Source organism: Streptomyces sp. 12E (genome assembly GCF_055633275.1).
Genome location: NZ_JBVNCJ010000001.1, coordinates 3005191 through 3025071 on the forward strand (window position 1 = coordinate 3005191; position 19881 = coordinate 3025071).

14 protein-coding genes, 1 tRNA gene and 1 riboswitch are annotated in these 19881 nt (G+C 70.9%); of the genes, 2 read left to right on the forward strand and 13 right to left on the reverse strand.

Annotated elements, in window-relative coordinates; all coding sequences use genetic code 11:
• Positions 1-46: 46 nt before the first annotated feature.
• Both ACZ8ZB_RS13975 and ACZ8ZB_RS13980 read right to left on the reverse strand, forming a co-directional pair.
• Positions 47-940 carry a Bax inhibitor-1/YccA family protein gene (locus ACZ8ZB_RS13975; protein WP_470738041.1) on the reverse strand — a complete coding sequence of 298 codons (894 nt, stop codon included), beginning with the start codon at positions 938-940 and terminating at the stop codon, positions 47-49.
• A gap of 907 nt (positions 941-1847) precedes the next feature.
• Positions 1848-1934: transfer RNA gene (locus tag ACZ8ZB_RS13980), tRNA-Leu, on the reverse strand.
• Positions 1935-2324: 390 nt separating this feature from the next.
• On the opposite strand from ACZ8ZB_RS13980, the gene ACZ8ZB_RS13985 reads away from it, so the two are divergent.
• Positions 2325-3095, forward strand: coding sequence for an ABC transporter ATP-binding protein (locus ACZ8ZB_RS13985; protein WP_470738042.1), 771 nt, complete (start codon positions 2325-2327; stop codon positions 3093-3095).
• A 63-nt stretch (positions 3096-3158) separates the two neighbouring features.
• Complete coding sequence (locus ACZ8ZB_RS13990; RefSeq protein ID WP_470738043.1) at positions 3159-5687, forward strand: ABC transporter permease; 2529 nt, start codon at positions 3159-3161, stop codon at positions 5685-5687.
• Between the two features lie 500 nt (positions 5688-6187).
• On the opposite strand, the gene ACZ8ZB_RS13995 is transcribed toward ACZ8ZB_RS13990, so the two are convergent.
• From ACZ8ZB_RS13995 to ACZ8ZB_RS14045, 11 genes are all read right to left on the reverse strand, one after another.
• Entirely contained in the window at positions 6188-7573 is a 1386-nt protein-coding gene (locus ACZ8ZB_RS13995) for an NAD(P)/FAD-dependent oxidoreductase (protein WP_470738044.1), read from the reverse strand.
• A gap of 443 nt (positions 7574-8016) precedes the next feature.
• Positions 8017-8958, reverse strand: coding sequence for a Ppx/GppA phosphatase family protein (locus ACZ8ZB_RS14000; protein ID WP_470738045.1), 942 nt, complete (start codon positions 8956-8958; stop codon positions 8017-8019).
• On the reverse strand, positions 8955-9488 hold the full coding sequence (locus ACZ8ZB_RS14005; protein ID WP_470738046.1) for a DUF501 domain-containing protein: 534 nt from the start codon (positions 9486-9488) through the stop codon (positions 8955-8957). The genes ACZ8ZB_RS14000 and ACZ8ZB_RS14005 overlap by 4 nt, the downstream gene beginning before the upstream one ends.
• 30 nt (positions 9489-9518) lie before the next feature.
• The gene (locus tag ACZ8ZB_RS14010; RefSeq protein WP_470738047.1) at positions 9519-9995 is read right to left on the reverse strand and encodes an FtsB family cell division protein; all 477 of its coding nucleotides are present in this window, start codon (positions 9993-9995) and stop codon (positions 9519-9521) included.
• Positions 9996-10105: 110 nt separating this feature from the next.
• Positions 10106-11386, reverse strand: coding sequence for a phosphopyruvate hydratase (eno, locus tag ACZ8ZB_RS14015; protein WP_470738048.1), 1281 nt, complete (start codon positions 11384-11386; stop codon positions 10106-10108).
• Positions 11387-11620: 234 nt separating this feature from the next.
• Positions 11621-12361 carry a transglycosylase family protein gene (locus tag ACZ8ZB_RS14020; RefSeq protein ID WP_470738049.1) on the reverse strand — a complete coding sequence of 247 codons (741 nt, stop codon included), beginning with the start codon at positions 12359-12361 and terminating at the stop codon, positions 11621-11623.
• 4 nt (positions 12362-12365) lie between these two features.
• Positions 12366-12534, reverse strand: a riboswitch (cyclic di-AMP (ydaO/yuaA leader).
• 205 nt (positions 12535-12739) lie between these two features.
• Positions 12740-13783: a transglycosylase family protein gene (locus ACZ8ZB_RS14025; RefSeq protein WP_470738050.1), complete on the reverse strand. Its 1044-nt coding sequence runs from the start codon at positions 13781-13783 to the stop codon at positions 12740-12742.
• Between the two features lie 198 nt (positions 13784-13981).
• Positions 13982-15259 (reverse strand): cytochrome P450 family protein, encoded by a 1278-nt coding sequence (locus tag ACZ8ZB_RS14030; RefSeq protein ID WP_470738051.1) that lies wholly within the window; start codon positions 15257-15259, stop codon positions 13982-13984.
• Between the two features lie 123 nt (positions 15260-15382).
• Positions 15383-16378 carry a nucleoside triphosphate pyrophosphohydrolase gene (locus ACZ8ZB_RS14035; protein ID WP_470738052.1) on the reverse strand — a complete coding sequence of 332 codons (996 nt, stop codon included), beginning with the start codon at positions 16376-16378 and terminating at the stop codon, positions 15383-15385.
• Between the two features lie 100 nt (positions 16379-16478).
• Positions 16479-17126: a SurA N-terminal domain-containing protein gene (locus tag ACZ8ZB_RS14040; protein WP_470738053.1), complete on the reverse strand. Its 648-nt coding sequence runs from the start codon at positions 17124-17126 to the stop codon at positions 16479-16481.
• A gap of 156 nt (positions 17127-17282) precedes the next feature.
• Positions 17283-19268 (reverse strand): tachylectin-related carbohydrate-binding protein, encoded by a 1986-nt coding sequence (locus ACZ8ZB_RS14045; RefSeq protein WP_470738054.1) that lies wholly within the window; start codon positions 19266-19268, stop codon positions 17283-17285.
• Positions 19269-19881: the final 613 nt, after the last annotated feature.

Here is a 19881-nt window from a genome sequence, read left to right on the forward strand (position 1 = left end):
CCCCGGGTGGGAACCCGGGGCCCTTCGTCCGTACCGTGCTCGGGTACTAGTCGCTGCTGTTGAGGATCGAGATGAGCCTCAGGAACTCCATGTAGATCCACACCAGCGTCAGCGTGAGGCCGAAGGCGGCGAGCCAGGCCTCCTCGCGCGGGGCGCCGTAGGCGATGCCGTCCTCGACCTGCTTGAAGTCCAGGGCGAGGAAGCAGGCGCCGAGGATGATGCCGACGACGCCGAAGACGACACCGAGCGCGCCGCTGCGGAAGCCGAGGCCGTCACCGCCGCCGAACACCGCGAACAGCAGGTTCACGGCCATCAGCAGGATGAAGCCGAGCGCGGCCGCCATCACGAAGCCGTAGAAGCGGCGGTTGACGCGGATCCAGCCGGCCTTGTAGGCCACCAGCACACCGGCGAAGACCGCCATGGTGCCGATCACGGCCTGCATGGCCGCACCGTCGGCGATGCGGTTGTCGACGATGCTGGAGATGACGCCGAGGAAGACGCCCTCGAACGCGGCGTACGTCAGGATCAGCGCCGGCGAGGCCTTGCGCTTGAAGGACTGCACGAACGCCAGGACCATGCCGATCAGCGCGGCGCCGATGCCGATGCCGTAGGACCGGCTGATGTTGGCGTCGTCGACCGGCAGCAGCGCCCAGGAGAGCGCGGCGGTGACGATCAGCACGCCGAGCGTGGTGCCCGTGCGCATGACGACGTCGTCGATGGTCATCCGGCCGGTGGTGGCCGGCGCCTGCGGCGGTGCGCCGTACTGCTGGTCCGCCTGCGCGTAGGGGTTCTGGGCGTACGGGTTGCCCGTCGGCTGCGCGTACGGGTTGGCCTGCGTGGCGACAGCGGGACCCCCGGCCTGCGGCGCGGTGTTGAAGCCCGCGTAGCCGTTGTCGCGGCCGAACCCCCGTCGCGAGAAGACCGGGTTACTGCTCCTCATTTCACTCCTCCATGGCCGCGCGGCGCGGCCTTGGCTCAAGAGTAATAGGTAGGCAAAGGAATGACCCTAATGCTTGGGGAGGATCTTTCCCTCGTTGTGCCGCACAACACGCTACGCGGCCGGGTGATTCCCCTCATCGCGGGAGACCGAACCATGACCGACCCGGTACCTCCCCGGAACCGGCCGGAGATCATCCGTTCGTCCCGCCCGGAGGATCGAGCGGTGACCGGAGGCGTCCAGGGCGGGCCCGGGCGGCGGGACGCGCACCGGGCGGGCGGACCGCGAGGCGTGGTCGCCGGGGGTGAGCCCGGGGCCCCAGGCCCACAGCCCGCCGGAGGCGTCGATGGCGTAGCCGGTGAACCCGTGGGCCGGGATCCGGCGGATCTCGGGCAGTCCCGTTCACCCGGACGGGTCGCGCGGAGTCCCCCTCCGGGCACGCCGGCGCCTCGAGCACGGCCGGATCCGCCTTGCCGCACCCGCCCGGCGACGCCACGACGGCTCCCGCGACCACCGCCCGCAACGGAAACCGCCGGCCATACGACACCCCCGCCGACGAAGCGGGCCTTTCGCCCCTCCACGGTGCCGATCACGCGCCACGGCCGGAAAGCGCGCTGCTGCTCGACCTCGCCGACCGCCTCCGGGTACGGGCACTCGGCGCGCGCGCGAGCGGCCGGAGGGGGCGTCGCGCACGACCGGGGCGACGCGCCGGGGAGCCGCCGCCCACGGGGCTTCCACCCCGGCGGGTCCGCCGGTGCACGACGTGTCGGACTCCTCGGGCGACCTCTCCTCACCCGACGTACCGCGGGGCGGCCGCGGCCCGTCACACGCGTGACGCGCACCGGTCGGGAGCCTCGCGCCGCCGGCCGGGCCCGTGGTGCGGGGGGAGAGGGAGGAGCGGCATACGTAGTGGTGCCCGGAGCCGGACTCGAACCGGCACGCCCGCTCAGGGGCAGCGAGGTTTAAGCTCGCCGTGTCTGCATTCCACCATCCGGGCAGGCCATGGGCTCCGCGTCGCGGTTCCGAGCCTATCGGTGCCCCTCCCGCTCAACGCGACCGGAGGGGCCGATCTTGTCTTATTTTATTGGCGCTTGATGAGGCATCAGGACTCCGAAGTCGCCGTCAGCACGTGCCAACAGCCTTGCGTGTGACGATCCGTCACGCATGCGGAATGACGGAATTTCACCGTCGGAACAGGGGCGCTCCACCTGTTCTGCACGCCCCCGGTTCAGGGGCGGCCGTCATCCCCAGGTATGACACCGCTCCCGGTGGTCCCTCCCGAGTCGCCCCCCGGAACCGGAGCAGCGGGTGACTACACGGCGGCGCAGCGGCGGAACGATGGACGACGTCCCCGAGCACACGCCGTCCCGACAGGAGCGTCCATCCCGTGACCACCGCATCCCTCGCCGACCGGACCACCGCCGTGGCCGCGCGCGCCACGGAGCTTTCGAAGATCTACGGCCAGGGCGAGACCCAGGTGGTCGCCCTGGACCGGGTCTCCATCGCCTTCCAGCAGGCCGAGTTCACCGCGATCATGGGTCCCTCCGGATCCGGCAAGTCCACGTTGATGCACTGCGTGGCCGGCCTCGACACCTTCTCCTCCGGGTCCGTGCGCATCGGTGAGACCGAGCTGGGCTCGCTGAAGGACAAGCAGCTGACCAGGCTGCGCCGGGACAAGATCGGTTTCATCTTCCAGGCCTTCAACCTGCTGCCGACCCTGTCCGCGCTGGAGAACATCACGCTCCCGATGGACATCGCGGGCCGCAAGCCGGACAAGGAGTGGCTGGACACCGTGATCCGGATGGTCGGCCTCTCGGACCGGCTGAGCCACCGGCCCTCACAGCTGTCCGGCGGTCAGCAGCAGCGGGTCGCCGTGGCGCGGGCGCTGGCCTCCCGGCCCGACATCATCTTCGGTGACGAGCCCACCGGAAACCTCGACTCCCGTTCCGGCGCCGAGGTGCTGGGCTTCCTGCGCAACTCCGTGCGCGAGCTGGGGCAGACGGTGGTCATGGTGACGCACGACCCGGTCGCCGCCGCCTACGCGGACCGGGTGGTCTTCCTCGCGGACGGCCGGATCGTGGACGAGATGTACGGGCCGACGGCCGACTCGGTGCTCGACCGCATGAAGCGGTTCGACGCCAAGGGCCGCACCAGCTGACTCCCCCGCCCGCTCCTCGGCCCGCCCCCCCTCCTCCGTACGTCTGGACTCGAGAAGACTCCCATGCTCCGTACCGCCTTGCGCAACGTCTCCGCGCACAAGGCCAGGCTCCTGATGACCGTGCTCGCCGTCATGCTCGGCGTGGCGTTCGTCTCGGGGACCCTGGTCTTCACCAACAGCCTCTCCGACGCCCTGCAGAAGCAGTCCGCCAAGGGCTTCGACCACGTCGACGTCGCCGTCACCCCCCAGTGGAAGGAGGGCGAGGGCGGCAAGGTCGGCGAGTACCAGGAGCTGACCCGCGAACTGGTCGACGCCAGTGCCGCCGTGCCCGGCGCCGCGCGGGCCGTCGGCACCGTCCAGGGCTTCACCGCGCTCGCCGACAAGGACGGCAAGCTGATCGGCGACGGCTTCCAGTCGCAGGGCGGCAACTACTGGGGCGCCGAGGATCCCCGGTACCCGCTGGTCAGCGGGCGCGCGCCGAAGGGTGAGGGCGAGATCCTCATCGATTCCAGGACCGCGGAGCGGGCCGGCTACGAGGTCGGCGACACGGTGCGGATGTCGGTCGACGGTCCCGTCCTGGAGCCGGAGGTCACCGGCGTCTTCACCACCGACGACGGCAACGTCGCGGCCGGCGGCAGCCTCACGCTGTTCGACACGGCGAGCGCGCAGAAGCTGTTCGGCAAGGCGGGCACCTTCGACGAGATCGCCGTCGAGGCGAAGGACGGCGTCAGCGACACCGCGCTGCGGGCCCAGCTGGAGAAGGCGCTGCCGTCCGACGTCGTGGAGACCACGACGGGCACGCAGCTCGCCGACGAGCAGGCGGAGGCGATCGCCTCCTCGATGAGCGGCCTGAAGCAGGGCCTGCTGGTGTTCGCCGGGATCTCGCTGTTCGTCGGTACGTTCATCATCGCCAACACCTTCACCATGCTGGTCGCCCAGCGCACCAAGGAGCTGGCCCTGATGCGCGCGGTCGGCGCCTCCCGGCGTCAGGTCACGCGGTCGGTGCTGATCGAGGCGTTCGTGGTCGGCGCGGTCGCCGCCGTCGTCGGTCTCGTCGCCGGCGTCGGCATCGGCGCGGGGCTGCGCTCCCTGATGGGGATGCTGGACGCGCCCATGCCCGACGGGCCCCTGGTGGTCAGCCCGGGCACGGTCGCCTCCGCGTTCGCGGTCGGCATCCTGGTGACCATGCTCGCCGCGTGGCTGCCCGGCCGCCGGGCCGCGAAGATCCCGCCGGTGGCGGCGATGAGCGCGCTGCACGCCCAGGCGACCACCAAGTCGCTGGTGCTGCGCAACACGCTGGGCGGGCTGATCTCGGCGGCCGGTGTCGCGGTGGTCCTCGCGGCCACCACGATGGAGGGCAACGACGGCCAGGCCCCCATGGGGCTCGGCGCCGTACTGCTGATCATCGGCGTCTTCGTCCTGACCCCGCTGCTGTCCCGTCCGCTGATCGCCGCCGCGGCCCCGGTGCTGCGTGCCTTCGGGGTAGCCGGCAAGCTGGCCCGGCAGAACTCGGTGCGCAACCCGCGCCGTACCGCCGCCACCGCGTCCGCGCTGATGATCGGGCTCACCCTGATCACCGGTATGACGGTGATGGCCGGCAGTCTGCAGAAGTCCATCGACAAGATGGCGGCCTCCGCGATCGAGGCGGACTACATGGTGTCCATGGTGAACGGGCGCCCGCTGTCGCCGGACGTCGAGAAGGAGCTGAAGCGTGCCGACGGCGTCACCGCCACCAGCTCGACGCGCAACGCGTACGCCCGCGTCGACGGCGAATACGAGTACCTGACCGGCGTGAACGGCGCCACGTTCGGCGAGCTGACCGATTTCACGGTGGTGCAGGGCGCCTTCGAGATCGGCGGCGCACGGGTCGTCGTGGACGAGGACACCGCGAAGTCGTACGGCTGGAAGGCCGGTTCGGACTTCACCATCGTCTACGAGGACGACGAGAAGCAGAAGCTCACGGTCTCCGGCGTCTACCAGGCCAACGAGATGATGAGCGGCATCATGCTCGACATCGCGACCCTCGAGCCGCACGAGTCGGAACCGGCCGACATGATGGTCATGGTGAAGACCGCCGACGGTACGTCCGACGCGGCGAAGGACGCGCTGGAGAAGGCCCTCGGCGCCAACCCGGCGATCTCGGTCCAGGACAAGCAGGACCTCTCCAACGAGATCGCGAAGATGTTCACCCTGATCCTGAACATGGTCTACGGCCTGCTGGCGATGGCGGTGATCGTGGCGGTCCTCGGCGTCGTCAACACCCTGGCGATGTCGGTGTTCGAGCGCTCCCAGGAGATCGGCATGCTGCGGGCGATCGGCCTGGACCGCAAGGGCGTCAAGCGGATGGTCCGGCTGGAGTCCCTGGTGATCTCGCTGTTCGGCGCGGTGCTCGGCCTCGGCCTGGGCGTGTTCTTCGGCTGGGCGGCCGGTGAGCTGGTGGGGTCGAGGATGGCGACGTACGAACTGGTCCTGCCGTGGGGCCGGATGGGGATCTTCCTGCTGCTGGCCGCGGTGGTGGGCGTGCTGGCGGCGCTGTGGCCGGCGCGGCGGGCGGCCCGGCTCAACATGCTGCAGGCGATCAAGGCCGAGTAGCGCACGGCTCATGACGCGGGCCCCGTTCCGGACGGAGCGGGGCCCGCCGTCGTGTGCGGGTCAGTTCCAGGTGCGGGCGCGCGGGGGAGGCCGGAGGCGCCGGAACCGGGGGTCCTGACGGCGAGGACCGGGGGCGCCGGTCAGCTGTTCGACGTGGCCTTTCAGCCGCGCGGCGGCGTCTGGCGTGGTGTGCACCTCCGTGACGGGGAATCCCGGAACGTGGTCACCACGTGGACACCCGGGGCACGGGTCGGCAGTCCCCGGCACGCGCCGTCTCCCGGCAGGACACCGGATCGCACGCGCGGCGGCGCCTCATGGGCTCCGCCCGGGAGACCGGAGGAGGCGCCCCTTGACGCGCTCGCCCCCTGGACCCCGCGCGGCCTGTGCCCCTGCGCCACCCGGATCGGGAGCGGGGAACGCACGCCCGGCGGGCCCGTGGGAACGCCGAAGGGGCCGCCCGCACCACGGATGGCGGGCGGCCCCTTCGGGGTGACCGGAGGTCAGGAGGCCTTGGCCTCGGTCTTCTTCGGCTCCTGCTGGGCGGCCGCCGGCGCCGGCTTCGCCGCCTCGTAGAACTCGTCGCGCGGCGACTCGATCGCGCCCAGGGACACGACCTCGCGCTTGAGGAACATACCGAGGGTCCAGTCGGCGAAGACGCGGATCTTGCGGTTCCAGGTCGGCATCGCCATGCCGTGGTAGCCACGGTGCATGTACCAGGCGAGACGGCCCTTGAGCTTGATCTTCATCTTGCCCATGACGATCATCGCCACGCCCTTGTGCAGGCCGAGGCCCGCCACCGCGCCCTTGTTGGCGTGGCTGTACTCCTTCTGCGGGAAGCCCCGCATGCCGGAGACCACGTTGTCGCCGAGGACCTTGGCCTGGCGCAGCGCGTGCTGGGCGTTCGGCGGGCACCAGGCGTTCTCGTTGCCGGCCTTGCGGCCCACGAGGTCCGGGACCTGTGCGTTGTCGCCCGCGGCCCAGATGTAGTCGGTGCCCTTGACCTGGAGGGTCGGCTCGGTGTCGACGTGACCGCGCGGACCCAGCGGCAGGCCGAAGCGGGACAGCGCCGGGTTCGGCTTGACGCCCGCCGTCCACACGATCGTGTTGGAGTCGACCTCGAGGCCGTTCTTCAGCACCACGTGGCCGTCGACGCAGGAGTCCATCGACGTGGACAGGTAGACCTCGACGCCGCGGCTCTCCAGGTGCTTCTTGCCGTACGCACCGAGCTTGGGCCCGACCTCGGGGAGGATCTTGTCGGCGGCGTCGACCAGGATGAAGCGCATGTCCTCGCGGGACACCGTCTTGTAGTACTTGGCCGCGTCCCGGGCCATGTCCTCGACCTCGCCGATCGTCTCCGCGCCGGCGAAGCCGCCGCCGATGAAGACGAAGGTGAGCGCCTTGCGCCGGATCTCCTCGTCCGTGGTGGAGTCGGCCTTGTCGAGCTGCTCGAGGACGTGGTTGCGCAGGCCGATGGCCTCCTCGACGCCCTTCATGCCGATGCCCTGTTCGGCGAGGCCGGGGATCGGGAAGGTGCGGGAGACCGCGCCGAGCGCGATCACCAGGTAGTCGAAGGGCAGCTCGTACGCCTCGCCGACCAGCGGGGCTACGCGCGCGACCTTGCGGTCCTGGTCGATGGTGGTGACCCGGCCGGTGAGGACCTCCGCCTTGGGCAGCACGCGTCGCAACGGGACGACGACATGGCGCGGGGAGATGTTGCCGGCGGCGGTTTCGGGGAGGAAGGGCTGGTAGGTCATGTACGACCGCGGGTCGACGACGGTGACGGTCGCCTCGCCGTAACGCATCTTCTTCTGGATGCGCCGAGCTGCGTACAGGCCTACGTACCCACCGCCTACTACGAGGATCCTGGGACGCTCCGTGGTGCTCATGCCATCGAGTATCCACCCGCCTCAGGGGGGTATCTCGTGCGCCCCTTCACAAGCTTCGACAGTGCCTGTGTTACCATCCCCCGCTTCTTGATCCAGATCACAGCGCGAAACGGGAACCAGCATCCCGCGCGGGACGTTGTCAATGCCGCGTGAGCTGCCTCTCTGTCCGCCGGAAGGCGCTGTGAGGCCGACCGGCCAGTCGTCGCGTCACACCCCGGCAAGACACTCGTAGCCGCCTTCTGAACGTGTTCAAAGGGGCGTTGAGGGTCCGAACGGGTCAACCGGGTTCAGTTCTTCGTCCCCCCGGGGCCAATTCCTTGTGAAGAACTTCACGAACTTTCCCGGCGGAGCCCCGCCGAGGGACCCGAAAGGGCCCCCCGGACACCGCTCAAACGCCATACCGACTGCTCAGCGGAGTACTACCGGCCAGTAGTGAAGGAGAGTCAGGCCGCGGACCAGGCGATGCCGTCGAGGATGTCGTGCTCCGAGACCACGACCTCCTCCGCGCCGATCCGCTCCATGATCGACAACAGCACCAGGGCCCCGGCTCCGATCACGTCGACCCGGCCCGGATGCATGGAGGGCACCGCCGCGCGCTCGGCGTGGGTGGAGCGCAGCAGCCACTCGGTGATCTCGCGGACGCGGTCGCGGGAGACGCGGGAGTGGTGGATGGCCCCGGAGTCGTACTCGGGGAGCTCCTGGGCGATCGCCGACACGGTGGTGACCGAGCCGGCCAGGCCGACCAGGGTGCGCGCCTCGCGCAGCGGGACCGTCTCCTCGGCGCGGTCGAGGGCGGCCTCGATGTCGGCGCGCATCGCCGCGATCTGCTCCTCGGTCGGCGGGTCCGTGACGGCCCCGTCCCGCACCAGGTGCCGCTCGGTCATCCGTACGCAGCCGACGTCCACGGACCGGGCGGCGCGGACGTGATCGTCGCCCACGACGAACTCGGTCGAGCCGCCGCCGATGTCCACGACCAGGAACGGGCGGTGCAGGTCGGTCCGGCCCGTCAGCTCCTTGGTGGCCCCGGTGAAGGAGAACTCGGCCTCCTGGTCGCCGGTGATGACCTCGGGCTCCACGCCCAGGATGTCCAGCACCCCGCGCACGAAGACATCGCGGTTCTCGGCGTCGCGGGAGGCGGAGGTGGCGACGAAGCGCAGGTGCTCCGCACCGTGCTCCTTGACGACCTCCGCGTACTCGCGGCAGGCGGCGAACGTCCGCTCCAGCGCCTCGGGCGCCAGCCGGCCCGTGCGGTCGACGCCCTGGCCGAGCCGCACGATCGTCATCCGCCGGTCCAGGTCGGTGAGTTCACCGGTCCGTGGATCCGCGTCGGCCACCAGGAGCCGGATGGAGTTCGTACCGCAGTCGATGGCGGCGACCCGGGTCACTGGCCCTCCTCCTTCACGGGAAGCGCCACGCAGGCGCCCTTGCGCCACCACTGGGGCAGCATCGCCAGCGCCTCGTCGCCCAGCGGGTTGACCCCGGGTCCCGCGGCCAGCGAGTGGGCGACCAGCACGTGCAGGCACTTCACGCGGTCCGGCATGCCGCCCGCGCTGGGGAAGTTCTTGAGCTCCTCGATCTCGTCGCGGCGCCGGACGTAGTCCTCGTGCGCCGCGCGGTACGCGGCCGCCAGCTCGGGGTCCGCGGCCAGCCGCTCCGTCATCTCCTTCATCACGCCGCCTGCCTCCAGCGTCCCGATCGCGGAGTTCGCCTTCGGGCAGGTGAGGTAGTACAGCGTCGGGAAGGGGGTGCCGTCGGGCAGCCTCGGCGCGGTCTCCACGACGTCCGGCTGCCCGCAGGGGCAGCGGTGCGCGATGGCGCGCAGCCCGCGCGGGGGCCGGCCGAGCTGTTGCTTGAAGGCCTCGACGTCCGCGTCGGTGGGCTCGGTGCGCGGGGTCGTGGGCGGGGGCGTTTCCATACGTGTCTTTCTGCGGCTTCCAACAGGGGGTCACTGGTCGGCGGCGTCGGCCTTGTCGACGCCGTCCCAGACGTTCGCGTACCAGGGGCGGTCAGCGGCTTCGAGATCCGTACGGGACTGCTTCGCCGCACCCGGGTCGATGACGATGTAGCCGGTCTCGCCGGGCATGACGTAGTGCAGCCGCCGGCGGATCTCCTGCTCGGCGTAGGCGTCGTCCTGCCAGCGGGCCTTCAGGTCGCGCAGCCGTTCGACCCGCCGACGGGTCTCGTCCTGCTCCTGCTGGAGGTCGGCGATGTCCGCGCGCTGGGAGACGTACTGCCGCATGGGGTAGGCGAGGGCGACGATCATGGAGCAGACCACCAGGGCGAGCAGCGCCGCCCGTCCGGTCAGCCGGGAGCGGCGGGCCTGGCGCTTGGTCTGCGAGCGGTAGACCCGGGCCGCGGTCTGCTCACCGATCAGCCGGATCCTGGTCGCGGTGGAGAAACGGTCCCGGTCCTTGACCGCCATGTTCCGCCTCCGGTTCGCCTTCATGCGTGTTCATACGTGCGTACGTCCCCGCACACGGTACGGGACCGGGTACGGGGACGTACGTACGACGCCGCCTACGGGCGGGGAGCTCAGCCCTTGAAACGGGGGAAGGCGGAGCGGCCGGCGTACACCGCGGCGTCGTCGAGGATCTCCTCGATGCGCAGCAGCTGGTTGTACTTGGCGACGCGCTCGGAGCGGGCCGGGGCGCCGGTCTTGATCTGGCCGCAGTTGGTGGCGACGGCCAGGTCGGCGATGGTGACGTCCTCGGTCTCGCCGGAGCGGTGGGACATCATGCACTTGAAGCCGTTGCGCTGGGCCAGCTCGACGGCGTCCAGGGTCTCGGTCAGCGAGCCGATCTGGTTGACCTTGACCAGCAGGGCGTTGGCGGCGCCCTCCTCGATGCCGCGGGCGAGGCGCTCGGGGTTGGTGACGAACAGGTCGTCGCCGACGAGCTGGACCTTGTCACCGAGCTTGGCGGTGATGGTCTTCCAGCCCTCCCAGTCGTCCTCGAACAGCGGGTCCTCGATGGAGACGAGCGGGTACGCGTCGACGAGCTCGGCGTAGTACTCGGTCATCTCGGCGGCGGAGCGCTCCTTGCCCTCGAAGGTGTAGGAGCCGTCCTTGTAGAACTCGGACGCGGCGACGTCGAGCGCCAGGGCGATCTGCTCGCCCGGGGTGTAGCCGGCCTCCTTGATGGCCTCGAGGATGAGGTCGAGGGCCTCGCGGTTGGAGCCGAGGTTCGGGGCGAAGCCGCCCTCGTCACCGAGGCCGGTGGCCAGGCCCTTGCTCTTCAGGACCTTCTTCAGGGTGTGGTAGATCTCGGCGCCCCAGCGCAGGGCCTCGGAGAAGGACTCCGCGCCGATCGGGGCGATCATGAACTCCTGGATGTCCACGTTGGAGTCGGCGTGCGAGCCGCCGTTCAGGATGTTCATCATCGGCACCGGCAGCAGGTGCGCGTTGGGGCCGCCCAGGTAGCGGAAGAGCGGGAGGTCGCTGGCCTCGGAGGCGGCGTGGGCGACGGCGAGCGAGACGCCGAGGATGGCGTTGGCGCCGAGGGAGCCCTTGTTGTCGGTGGCGTCCAGGTCGAACATCGCCTGGTCGATCAGGCGCTGCTCGGTGGCGTCGTAACCGACGAGCTCCGGGCCGATCTGCTCGATGACGGCCAGGACGGCCTTCTCGACGCCCTTGCCCAGGTAACGGTTGGCATCGCCGTCACGGAGTTCGATGGCCTCGAAGGCGCCGGTGGAGGCGCCGGACGGGACGGCGGCACGACCCGTGCTGCCGTCGTCGAGGCCGACCTCGACCTCGACCGTGGGGTTGCCTCGGGAGTCCAGGATTTCCCGGGCTACGACGACGTCGATGGACGGCACGAGCATCTCCTTCTTGGATGTGACGCGGGTGGGCAGGACCCCGGAGGGTCTTGCGAGACCGAGCCTAACCGGCTCCGGGCGATCGGCCATCCGGCCGCCCGCCCCGTGGACAGAACCGAGAGTAAATTGTTTCCGAACGGAACAAAGCCGTTTCCGGAAACCCGGCCGCAAAAACCCCGCCCCGGCGCGTACGGGGGACGACGCACCGGGGCGGGGAGCAGGGGGGACGGCCGCTTACTTCAGGTGCAGCTGCTGGCCCGGGTAGATGAGGTCGGCGACGTCGACGATGTCGTCGTTCAGCTCGAACAGCTGGGCCCAGCCGCCCTCGACGTCGTGCTCGGCGGCGATGGAGCTGAGGGTGTCGCCCTTGACGACCTTGTACTCGCCGTCGCCCTTCTCGACCTTCTCGCCGGTCGGGGTGGTGACGGTCTTCTCCTCGGCCTTCCGCTCGGCCTTCCGCTCGGTCCTCTGCTCGGCGGCCGGGCGCTCGGCGGAGCGGGAGGCCTTCTGCCCGGTCTCGCGGGTCCCGGTGGAACCGGTGCCCTGCGAGGAGCCGGCCGAGGAGCCGTTCGAGGTGCCGTTCGCGGAGGAGCCGGTGTAGGCGGCGTTGGACAGGCCCGTGCCGCAGACCGGCCAGGCGCCCTTGCCCTGGCCCGCGAGGACCTTCTCGGCGATCTCGATCTGCTGGGCCTTGCTGGCCCGGTCGGCGGTGGAGGCGTACTGCGTGCCGCCGTACGCGGCCCAGGTGGAGGCGGAGAACTGCAGACCGCCGTAGTAACCGTTGCCGGTGTTGATGGACCAGTTGCCGCCGGACTCGCACTGGGCGACGGTGTCCCACTCGGAGGCGGTGGCGGCGGAGGCGTTGCCGGCCGCCATCAGCGGAGCGGCGACGGCGGCGGAGGCGACACCGGCGACGGCGATCGCGCGGGTGGCCTTGGACGGACGACGGTGCTTGCCCTTGCCGGAAAACAGCATGGATGGATCCCCTCACCGACGCCTGCGAGGTGAGCTGTCGGGTTCGGGCCGGTTGAGTTGCCCGGCCGCGTCCCTCACGGGACGCGGCTCCACCCCAAGCCCGATCCGGTGTCAATCACCGGAAGGGGCGCTTACCTTGGGTCCCCCGCTCCTGCCTACGGCGCATGATGCGACGACTGTTCCCGTGCTGCCGCCGGCAGGATTCGGCGTGGCGGCAGTCGGGGCCCGCGGTGGCGAGCGATCACGACCGTAAGCACGCGGTCCGCGGAATTTCAAAGACGATCAGGGCTTCTGAGACCTATCTCTCACAGTCTTTAAATCGGACATTAACCGCGAAACGTGACGTCAACTGCCGCCAGCTCTACACCCTTTCGGGTGTCACTTCTCGCCCGGTTCGATCCCGACCTCGAGCTCCTGACCCGGCAGGATGAGGTCCGGGTCGGCACCGACGACCTGCTCGTTCTTCGCGTAGAGCGACCGCCATCCGCCGTCGAGCTCAAGGGAGTCGGCGATGGACGAGAGGCTGTCGCCGGTGCGCACGGTGTACGAGCCGTCGGCGGCGGCGCGCGAGGCGTCGGCGCTGCGCGAGGCGTGCCGGCCGGACGGGTCCGACGCACGGTCCTCCACCTCGCCCTCCTCGGCACTGACGCCACGATGGCGGCCGGCGCCCGTGCCTTCGGTGCCGGTGAGTTCGGAAGAGCCGGTGGTCTGCCCCGACTTGTCCGACTCATCACTCCTGGGGGTGGCCGAGGCGGAGGGGGAGGCGCCGGATCCGTCGCCGGAGCCGCTGTCCGAATCCTTCTCCGAGCCACCCGACCCGTCGGACTTGGCCGATTCACCGGCCGCGCCCTCACCGGCCGCGCCCTCACCGTTCGCCGACCCCTCCGCGCCGGCTGCGGCCGACGGGGAGGACGAAGCGGACGAATCACCGGAGTCCGACGATCCGGACGAGTCAGTGGAGTCGGAGGAGCCGGACGGGTCCGTGGAGCCGGACGTGTCCGAGGTCGAGTCCTCCGCCACACCCGTGTCGACGCCGGCCGACGTCGAGTCCTGTCCGAGGCCCGCCGTCAGTCCGCAGGTGCGCCACGCGCCGACCCCCTGGTCGGCGAGGATTCTCTCGGCCACGGCTATCTGCTGGCCGCGGCTGGCCTGGTCGGGGCTGGTCGCGTAGTCCAGGCCGCCGTACCGCTCCCAGTCGTCCTGGGTCAACTGCAGGCCGCCGTAGTAGCCGTTGCCGGTGTTCTGGCTCCAGGAGCCACCGCTTTCGCATTCGGCGACCCGGTCCCAGGTCGCGCCGTCGGCCGCGCTGGCGCTGCCGGCTCCGAGGAGCGGGATCGCGATGGCGGAGCCGGTCACTCCGGCCGCGACGAGGAGAGCCGGAGCCTGGCGGGGGCGACGGTGCCGACCGTTCCCGGAGAGCATGCGGAGACCTTTCGCAGAACAGCAATGACAGGCGCGGTGAGGGAAGCCCCGGGCACCGCACTTGATGGGTGAACGTATCCGGAGACGATCACTTGTCACAAGTTCATGCCGCGCAGATCACGTGAAGATCACAGAGTTGAGAGCGTGTCATGTTTGCGCTGGCCCACTCGGGGGCACTGCGGTCGGCGGCCCGGTCCGTCACTTCCGCGGACCGTTCCGCGGCGGGGTGAACTCCACCGGAAGCGTGCGCAGTCCGCGCATGATGAGCCCGCCCCGCCAGCGGAGTTCGGCCGGTTCCACCGCGAGCCGCAGGTCCGGCAGACGGCGCAGCAGCGTCGACAACGCTACGTGACCTTCCAGCCGGGCCAGCGGAGCGCCCAGGCAGTAGTGAATGCCGTGGCCGTACCCCAGATGCTGGTTGTCCCTGCGCGTCAGATCGAGCGTGCCCGGCGCGTCGAAACGTGCGGGGTCACGGTTGGCGGCGGCGAGCACGACCAGAACGGGATCGCCTTGGGAAATGGGCGTGCCGCCGATTTCGAGAGGCTGGGTCGCGTACCGCCAGGTCGCCAGCTCCACCGGGCCGTCGAATCGCAGCAGCTCCTCCACCGCGGTCGTCACGAGGCGGTCATCGTCTTCGGCGAGGGCCCGCTGGAGAAGAGCGCGCTGTTCAGGGTTCTGGAGCAAGGCGTGCGTGCCGTTACCGATCAAGTTGATGGTCGTCTCGAAGCCGGCGAACAGAAGCACGAAGCACATGGCGGCGGCTTCGTCTTCGGTCAGGTGCTCGCCGTGGTCGCTCGCCCGGATGAGGCCGGAAATCAGGTCGTCGCCGAGATCGCTGCGTTTACGGTGGATCAGCTCGGCGAGGTAGCCGCGGATCCTCTTCACGGACCGGGCGACCCCGCCGCGGGGGCCTCCGCCGTGGCGGATCATCATTCCCGCCCAGTCTCGAAGGTCGTCCTGGTCTTCCTTCGGTACGCCGAGCAGGTCGCAGATGGCGTAGATGGGAAGGGGGAAGGCGAAGTCGTGGATGAGGTCGGCTCCGCCCCGGCCGGCGAAGGCGTCGATGAGGCCGTCGGTCAGCTCCTGTACGCGGGGGGCGAACTCGGCGACCCGGCGCGGGGTGAACGCCTTGCTGACCAGCCGGCGCAGCCGGGTGTGGTCCGGCGGGTCGATGTTCAGCAGGTGTGTCATGAGATTCGCGCTGCGTTCGCCGGGGATGCCCGTCTTGCTCTTCCCCACGGCGTCTTCCGCATGGTGCACCGGGTTTTTGCTCAGGCGCTGGTCGGCGAGGGCCTGCTTGGCGTCGGCGTAACGGGTGACGAGCCAGGCTTCCACGCCGCTGGGGAGCTTCGTCCAGTGCACCGGCGAATGCTCACGGAGCCAGGCGTAGGCGGGGTACGGATCGGCGGCGAACTCCCAGCTGAACAGCTCGGGAACGGGACCCCGCGGGGCGGAGGCGGCAGGCTGGTCATCCATGCGGCGACCCTAACGGGCGGCCCGCGCCCCTCAGGGGCGCGGGGAACCGCGCGCACGGGGGTTCGGGGCCTCGGGGACGGGAAGGGGCGGCGGGGCGAGAACCCTGCTGCCCGCGCCCCTCGCTCAGCCCTCGCCCCGGCCGCCCTCCGCGGCCCGTATCGCGTCCCGGTACACCCGCGCCGCCGCCCGCAGCGCCGCCTCCGGATCGACCCCCGCGGCCTCCGCCCGCACCGCCAGCGCCAGCAGCTCGTAACCGACCCCCTCCCCCACCGGCACCGGCACGTCCAGCCCCGCCGTCCGCGCCCGCGACCCCAGCTTCGCCGCCAGCGCCAGTCCGGGCTGTCCGAGCGGCACCCCCTCCGTCACCGAGCTGCGCCGCTTCTCCTCCGCCTTGGTCCGCAGCCAGTGCTCCTTGACGTCCTCCGGCGTCTCCGCCGTCTCCTCGCCGAAGACGTGCGGGTGCCGGTGGATCAGCTTGGCCACGATGCCCCCCGCCACGTCGTCGACGGAGAACGGCTCCTGAGGGTGCTCCTCGGCGATCCGGGCGTGGAAGACGACCTGGAGCAGCACGTCCCCCAACTCCTCGCGCAGCTCGTCCCGGTCGCCCTCCTCGATGGCCTCGACGAGCTCGTACGCCTCCTCGATGCCGTACTTCGCCAGACCCTCGTGGGTCTGCCGGGACGACCACGGGCACTCCGCGCGAATGCGGTCCATGACCTGCACGAGGTCGAGCAGCCGGGCGCCCGGCAGGTCGTAGGAGGCGGGCAGCAGCTCCAGCTCGGGCATCCGGACCCGGCCGCTCCCGGCCAGCCGCGCCAGCCCGTCGGTCAGCGCGGGCTCACCCTCCCCCGTCGCCACGACCGCCACCGTCCGCCCGCCCACGCAGGCGTCGACGATCTCCTCGGCGGTCGGTGACGCCTCCTCGACCGGTATCCCGGCCTCCCGCAGATACGGCAGCTGCGGGTGGGCGCCGTCCGCGCACAGCACCCTGTCGGCCGTGTGCAGGGCCTGCCAGGCCTGCCAGGACAGCAGGCCGGGCGCGACACGGTGGCTGGTGGTGAGCAGGACGACACGGCCGGGGGCGGCCTCGGAGCTCGGTGCGGGGCTGTTTGCGTTCACGCTCCGAAACTAGCCCACCCTGCCGACAGCCCCCGAGTCGTCCACAGGTCCGTCACCCACAGGCAGGTCGTCCACGGACCGGTTGTCCACAGTCGGCGGGTCAGAGCGCCTGCGGCGTCCCGGTCGCCGTGACGTCCCGTACCCACGGCGTCCTGGCGTCGACGCGGCTGCTCTTCTCGACGTCCCAGTCGCCGTAGCGCGGGTTGAGGTCGACGTCGAGCTCCTTGCCCGCCTCGGACAGCGCCTGCCAGAACTCGGGCCGGCCGGTGTCGGTGCCGAGCCGCTGGGCGAGCTTCTGGGCCTGGATCTGGAGGCGGAGGTTGGCGTCGAGGCGCTGCGGCGGGATGCCGTACTGCTGCAGCCAGGCCGCCTCCAGCGCCTCGGCGCCGCCGGCCTGCTGCTCCAGACCGGTCCGCATCCGCTGGACCTCGCGGTCCGTGACCGTCACGCCGGCGTCCCGCGCGGCGCGCTCCAGGACCCGGTCCAGGACCATGCCGTGCAGGGTGTCGCGGGTGAGGCTGCCGGTGCGGGCGATGGCCTGCTGGTACTGGGCGTCGTCCGGTACGGCCGCCCGCTGGGCCGCGCGGACCTCGTCGACCCGGTTCTCCAGCTGCGACACGGTGATCCGCTCACCGCCGACGACGGCCGCCGCACCGGGGTGCGCGTCGTTCCCGCAGGCGGTGAGCAGGGGCGCCGCCGCGGCGATCGCGGCGGTGAGGAGGAGCGCGGTGCGACGGCGGCGGTGCAAGGAGACCTCCTGAGGAGAGCTTGTGCGGCGGTGCACAAAGTCTTGCGGTGATCGATGGTAGGCAGTGGCCGGGCTCTGGCCAACCCATTCGACCAACGATTCGCCGGGACGTCGGGCACCGCCGCACCGCGCCGGCCGGAACGTGCGGGTACGGGACTAGCGGGACCGCTCGTCCGCCGGTGCGGGGAGCTCGTGCTCCTCGAAGACGGGGGCGGGCTCGGCCTTGGCCCGGCTGCTGTCGCCGCGGAAGGCGGTGGTGGCGCTGGAGGCCGCGTAGACGCGGGTCTGGTTGGTGCCGGTGCGGTAGGAGAAGGCCCAGGTGGGTCCGGAGGCGTTGGTGTAGGTGAAGGCGGTGGGGTCGGTGGCCGCCGCTTCGTAGGTCTCCTGCTTCCAGGCGCGCCAGGTGCCGGAGCCCTGGGTCTGTTCGCCGGTGTTGTACAGGTGGCCGTCGTCGGCGCGGGCCATGATCTCGGTGATGCCGGTGAGGGGGCTGATGACGACGGAGGGGGATCCGGCGAAGGTCTTGTCGCCGACCTGGGACCAGGCGGCGGGGAAGGCACCGCCCTCGGTGTCCTGACCCATGGTGGCTATGTGCCCGTCGGCGTCACGGGCGAAGACGGCGAGCCGGTAGCCCGGGTAGACCACGACCGCCGGCGTGCCGGTGAAGCCCGTGCCGGCGAGGTTGGTCCAGGCCGAGAGGGTGCCGTCGCTGAAGTGGGCGGTGGTCACGGTGCCGGAGGCGTTGACGCCGAAGAGCTGGATGCCGTCGCGCACCGTGACGGCGGTCAGCGGCCGGGTGTGGCTGCCGCCGCTCAGGGGCAGCCAGCTCATGAAGTAGCCGTTGGCCTCCTGCTCGGCGCGGTACCAGGGCCTGCCCTCCGCGTCGACGGCGAACTGGACGAGACGGCCGTCGGGCAGCTTCGCGGTGGTGGCGTGCTGGGCCATCGCCCCGGCCAGGTCGACCCAGTTCGACCAGTCGGCGCTCGACCGGGCGGCCTGGTTGCGCGTCCAGATGTCGCCGTTCAGGTTGTGGGCGGTCAGCGCCATGCGGCCGTCGGGGTGCTCGGCGAGCGACGGCCGGCCGGTGAGCCCCTCCTGGTCGTCGAGGACGGTCCACTGGACGCTGTTGAAGTCGGTGGGGTCGAGCTGGCGTCCGTGCACGAGCCGGCCGATGCCGTCCGTGTAGGCGTACTCCACGGTGCCGGCGGAGGCCTGGAGGATGCTGGTGGTGCTGTGGGGTTCCACCTCGATCCGCGGGGACGGCGGGGTGTGGTCGGCGCCGATGCGGCAGGCGTCGGGGGCGGCGGTCACGTTGCGGTAGCCGGCCCAGCGGCCGGAGCCGATGACCTTGGCCGCGACGGCCCAGGTGTCGGTGTCCTCGTCGTAGCGGTAGTAGCGCAGGTCGCCGTCCGGCATCACGCGCAGCAGGGTGTCGCCGCCGAGCGACGCCAGGTCGCCCTCGGTGTTCCAGCCGGAGTAGCTCACCCGTACGTGGCGTTCGATCCAGCGCTGGCTGGTGAAGTCGTAGCGGGAGCGGTGGAGGGACCCGGTCGCGGCCTCCCGGCCGTAGACCACTCCTTCGTCCCCGGCGACGATCGCGTCGTAGCGGCTCCAGCCCGCGTCCACGACCTTGTCGCCGCCGGGGTACCAGGAGCCGGTGTCCGCGTAGTACCTGTGCCAGCGCAGGGCGCCGTTCTCGTCGAGCCGCCAGATGTGGCCGGCGCGGTCGACGGTGATCTTGTCGCGGTTCGCGGCCTGCTGGTACCGGCCGAAGTTGTTGCTGATCTTCTTGTGGTGGATGTCCCAGGTGCCTGAGCTGGTACGCCGACTCAGGTAGAGGCCGTCGGACTTGACTCCGTACAGCTCCTGGTCCGGGCCGGCCATGACCTGCCCGTAGCCGGACCAGCCGGTGTCGATCGTGCTGGGCGACGGCATCGTGCCGCCGGTGAGCGGGGTGGGCATGGACTGACGCAGCAGGTTCCCGGCCGTGTCGACGGCGTACGTCGGTCCCGTGCTGGCACAGGTGACGGCGGCGGCCGCCTGGGCGGGGGCGGGTGCGAGCGTCACGACGGGCAGCGCGGCGGCGGCGGTCACGAATGCGGCGAGCCGGCGACCGGCACGTCCTCGCGTCGTCTCTCTCATCGATGTCCTTCCCTCACGGAGCCGATGCTCTTGATCACCGGACGTTAGGCAACGCTCGGTGAACGAGGCAGTGTCGTACGGGGGAACAGCTCGTGTTTCGCTGTGCGGATCCGCTGAATTGTCGATGAAACGACTGACAAGGACGTCAGGCCACCGCCGGCTCGCACCACACCGACTCACCCCGGTTACTCCCTTCAGCCGGCGGCTGCCGACCCCACGGACCGGCGCAGGCCCGCACCGGGGTCAGCCCTTGCCCGCCCTCCAACTCGTCGAAGGCCCGGCCGGGCACCGAGGACGACTCGGAATCGGTGTCCCACATCCCGATCCGCGGCACCCCGTCGGCCCAGCGCAGCCGAAGGACAGCGAGCCCCTCGGTATGTCGTACGGCGTGGAAGACCAGCTCCGCCGCGAGCAGTTCGGGGGTGTCGACGAGCCGGACCGATCCGCGGACAGGTCCGGGACCCAGAAGGGGTGGCCCTCCGTCGCCGTCAGGACGGCGGTCGCGTCGCCTGCGGCGCCGTCCGTGTCGATCGTCAGGTCGACCGGGTGCTTCTCGCCCTCTCCGGTGATCTGCGCACCGGTCGGGCGTCACCTGCATTTGCGCTGGTCAGCG

Coding starts and splice junctions, on each gene's coding strand:
- ACZ8ZB_RS14025 (WP_470738050.1), bottom strand. CDS start 13,783: ATGCTCTCCGGGAACGGTCGGCACCGTCGCCCCCGCCAGGCTCCGGCT.
- ACZ8ZB_RS14045 (WP_470738054.1), bottom strand. CDS start 19,268: ATGAGAGAGACGACGCGAGGACGTGCCGGTCGCCGGCTCGCCGCATTC.
- ACZ8ZB_RS13990 (WP_470738043.1), top strand. CDS start 3,159: ATGCTCCGTACCGCCTTGCGCAACGTCTCCGCGCACAAGGCCAGGCTC.
- ACZ8ZB_RS14030 (WP_470738051.1), bottom strand. CDS start 15,259: ATGGATGACCAGCCTGCCGCCTCCGCCCCGCGGGGTCCCGTTCCCGAG.
- ACZ8ZB_RS13995 (WP_470738044.1), bottom strand. CDS start 7,573: ATGAGCACCACGGAGCGTCCCAGGATCCTCGTAGTAGGCGGTGGGTAC.
- ACZ8ZB_RS14005 (WP_470738046.1), bottom strand. CDS start 9,488: ATGGAAACGCCCCCGCCCACGACCCCGCGCACCGAGCCCACCGACGCG.
- ACZ8ZB_RS13975 (WP_470738041.1), bottom strand. CDS start 940: ATGAGGAGCAGTAACCCGGTCTTCTCGCGACGGGGGTTCGGCCGCGAC.
- ACZ8ZB_RS14010 (WP_470738047.1), bottom strand. CDS start 9,995: ATGGCGGTCAAGGACCGGGACCGTTTCTCCACCGCGACCAGGATCCGG.
- ACZ8ZB_RS14020 (WP_470738049.1), bottom strand. CDS start 12,361: ATGCTGTTTTCCGGCAAGGGCAAGCACCGTCGTCCGTCCAAGGCCACC.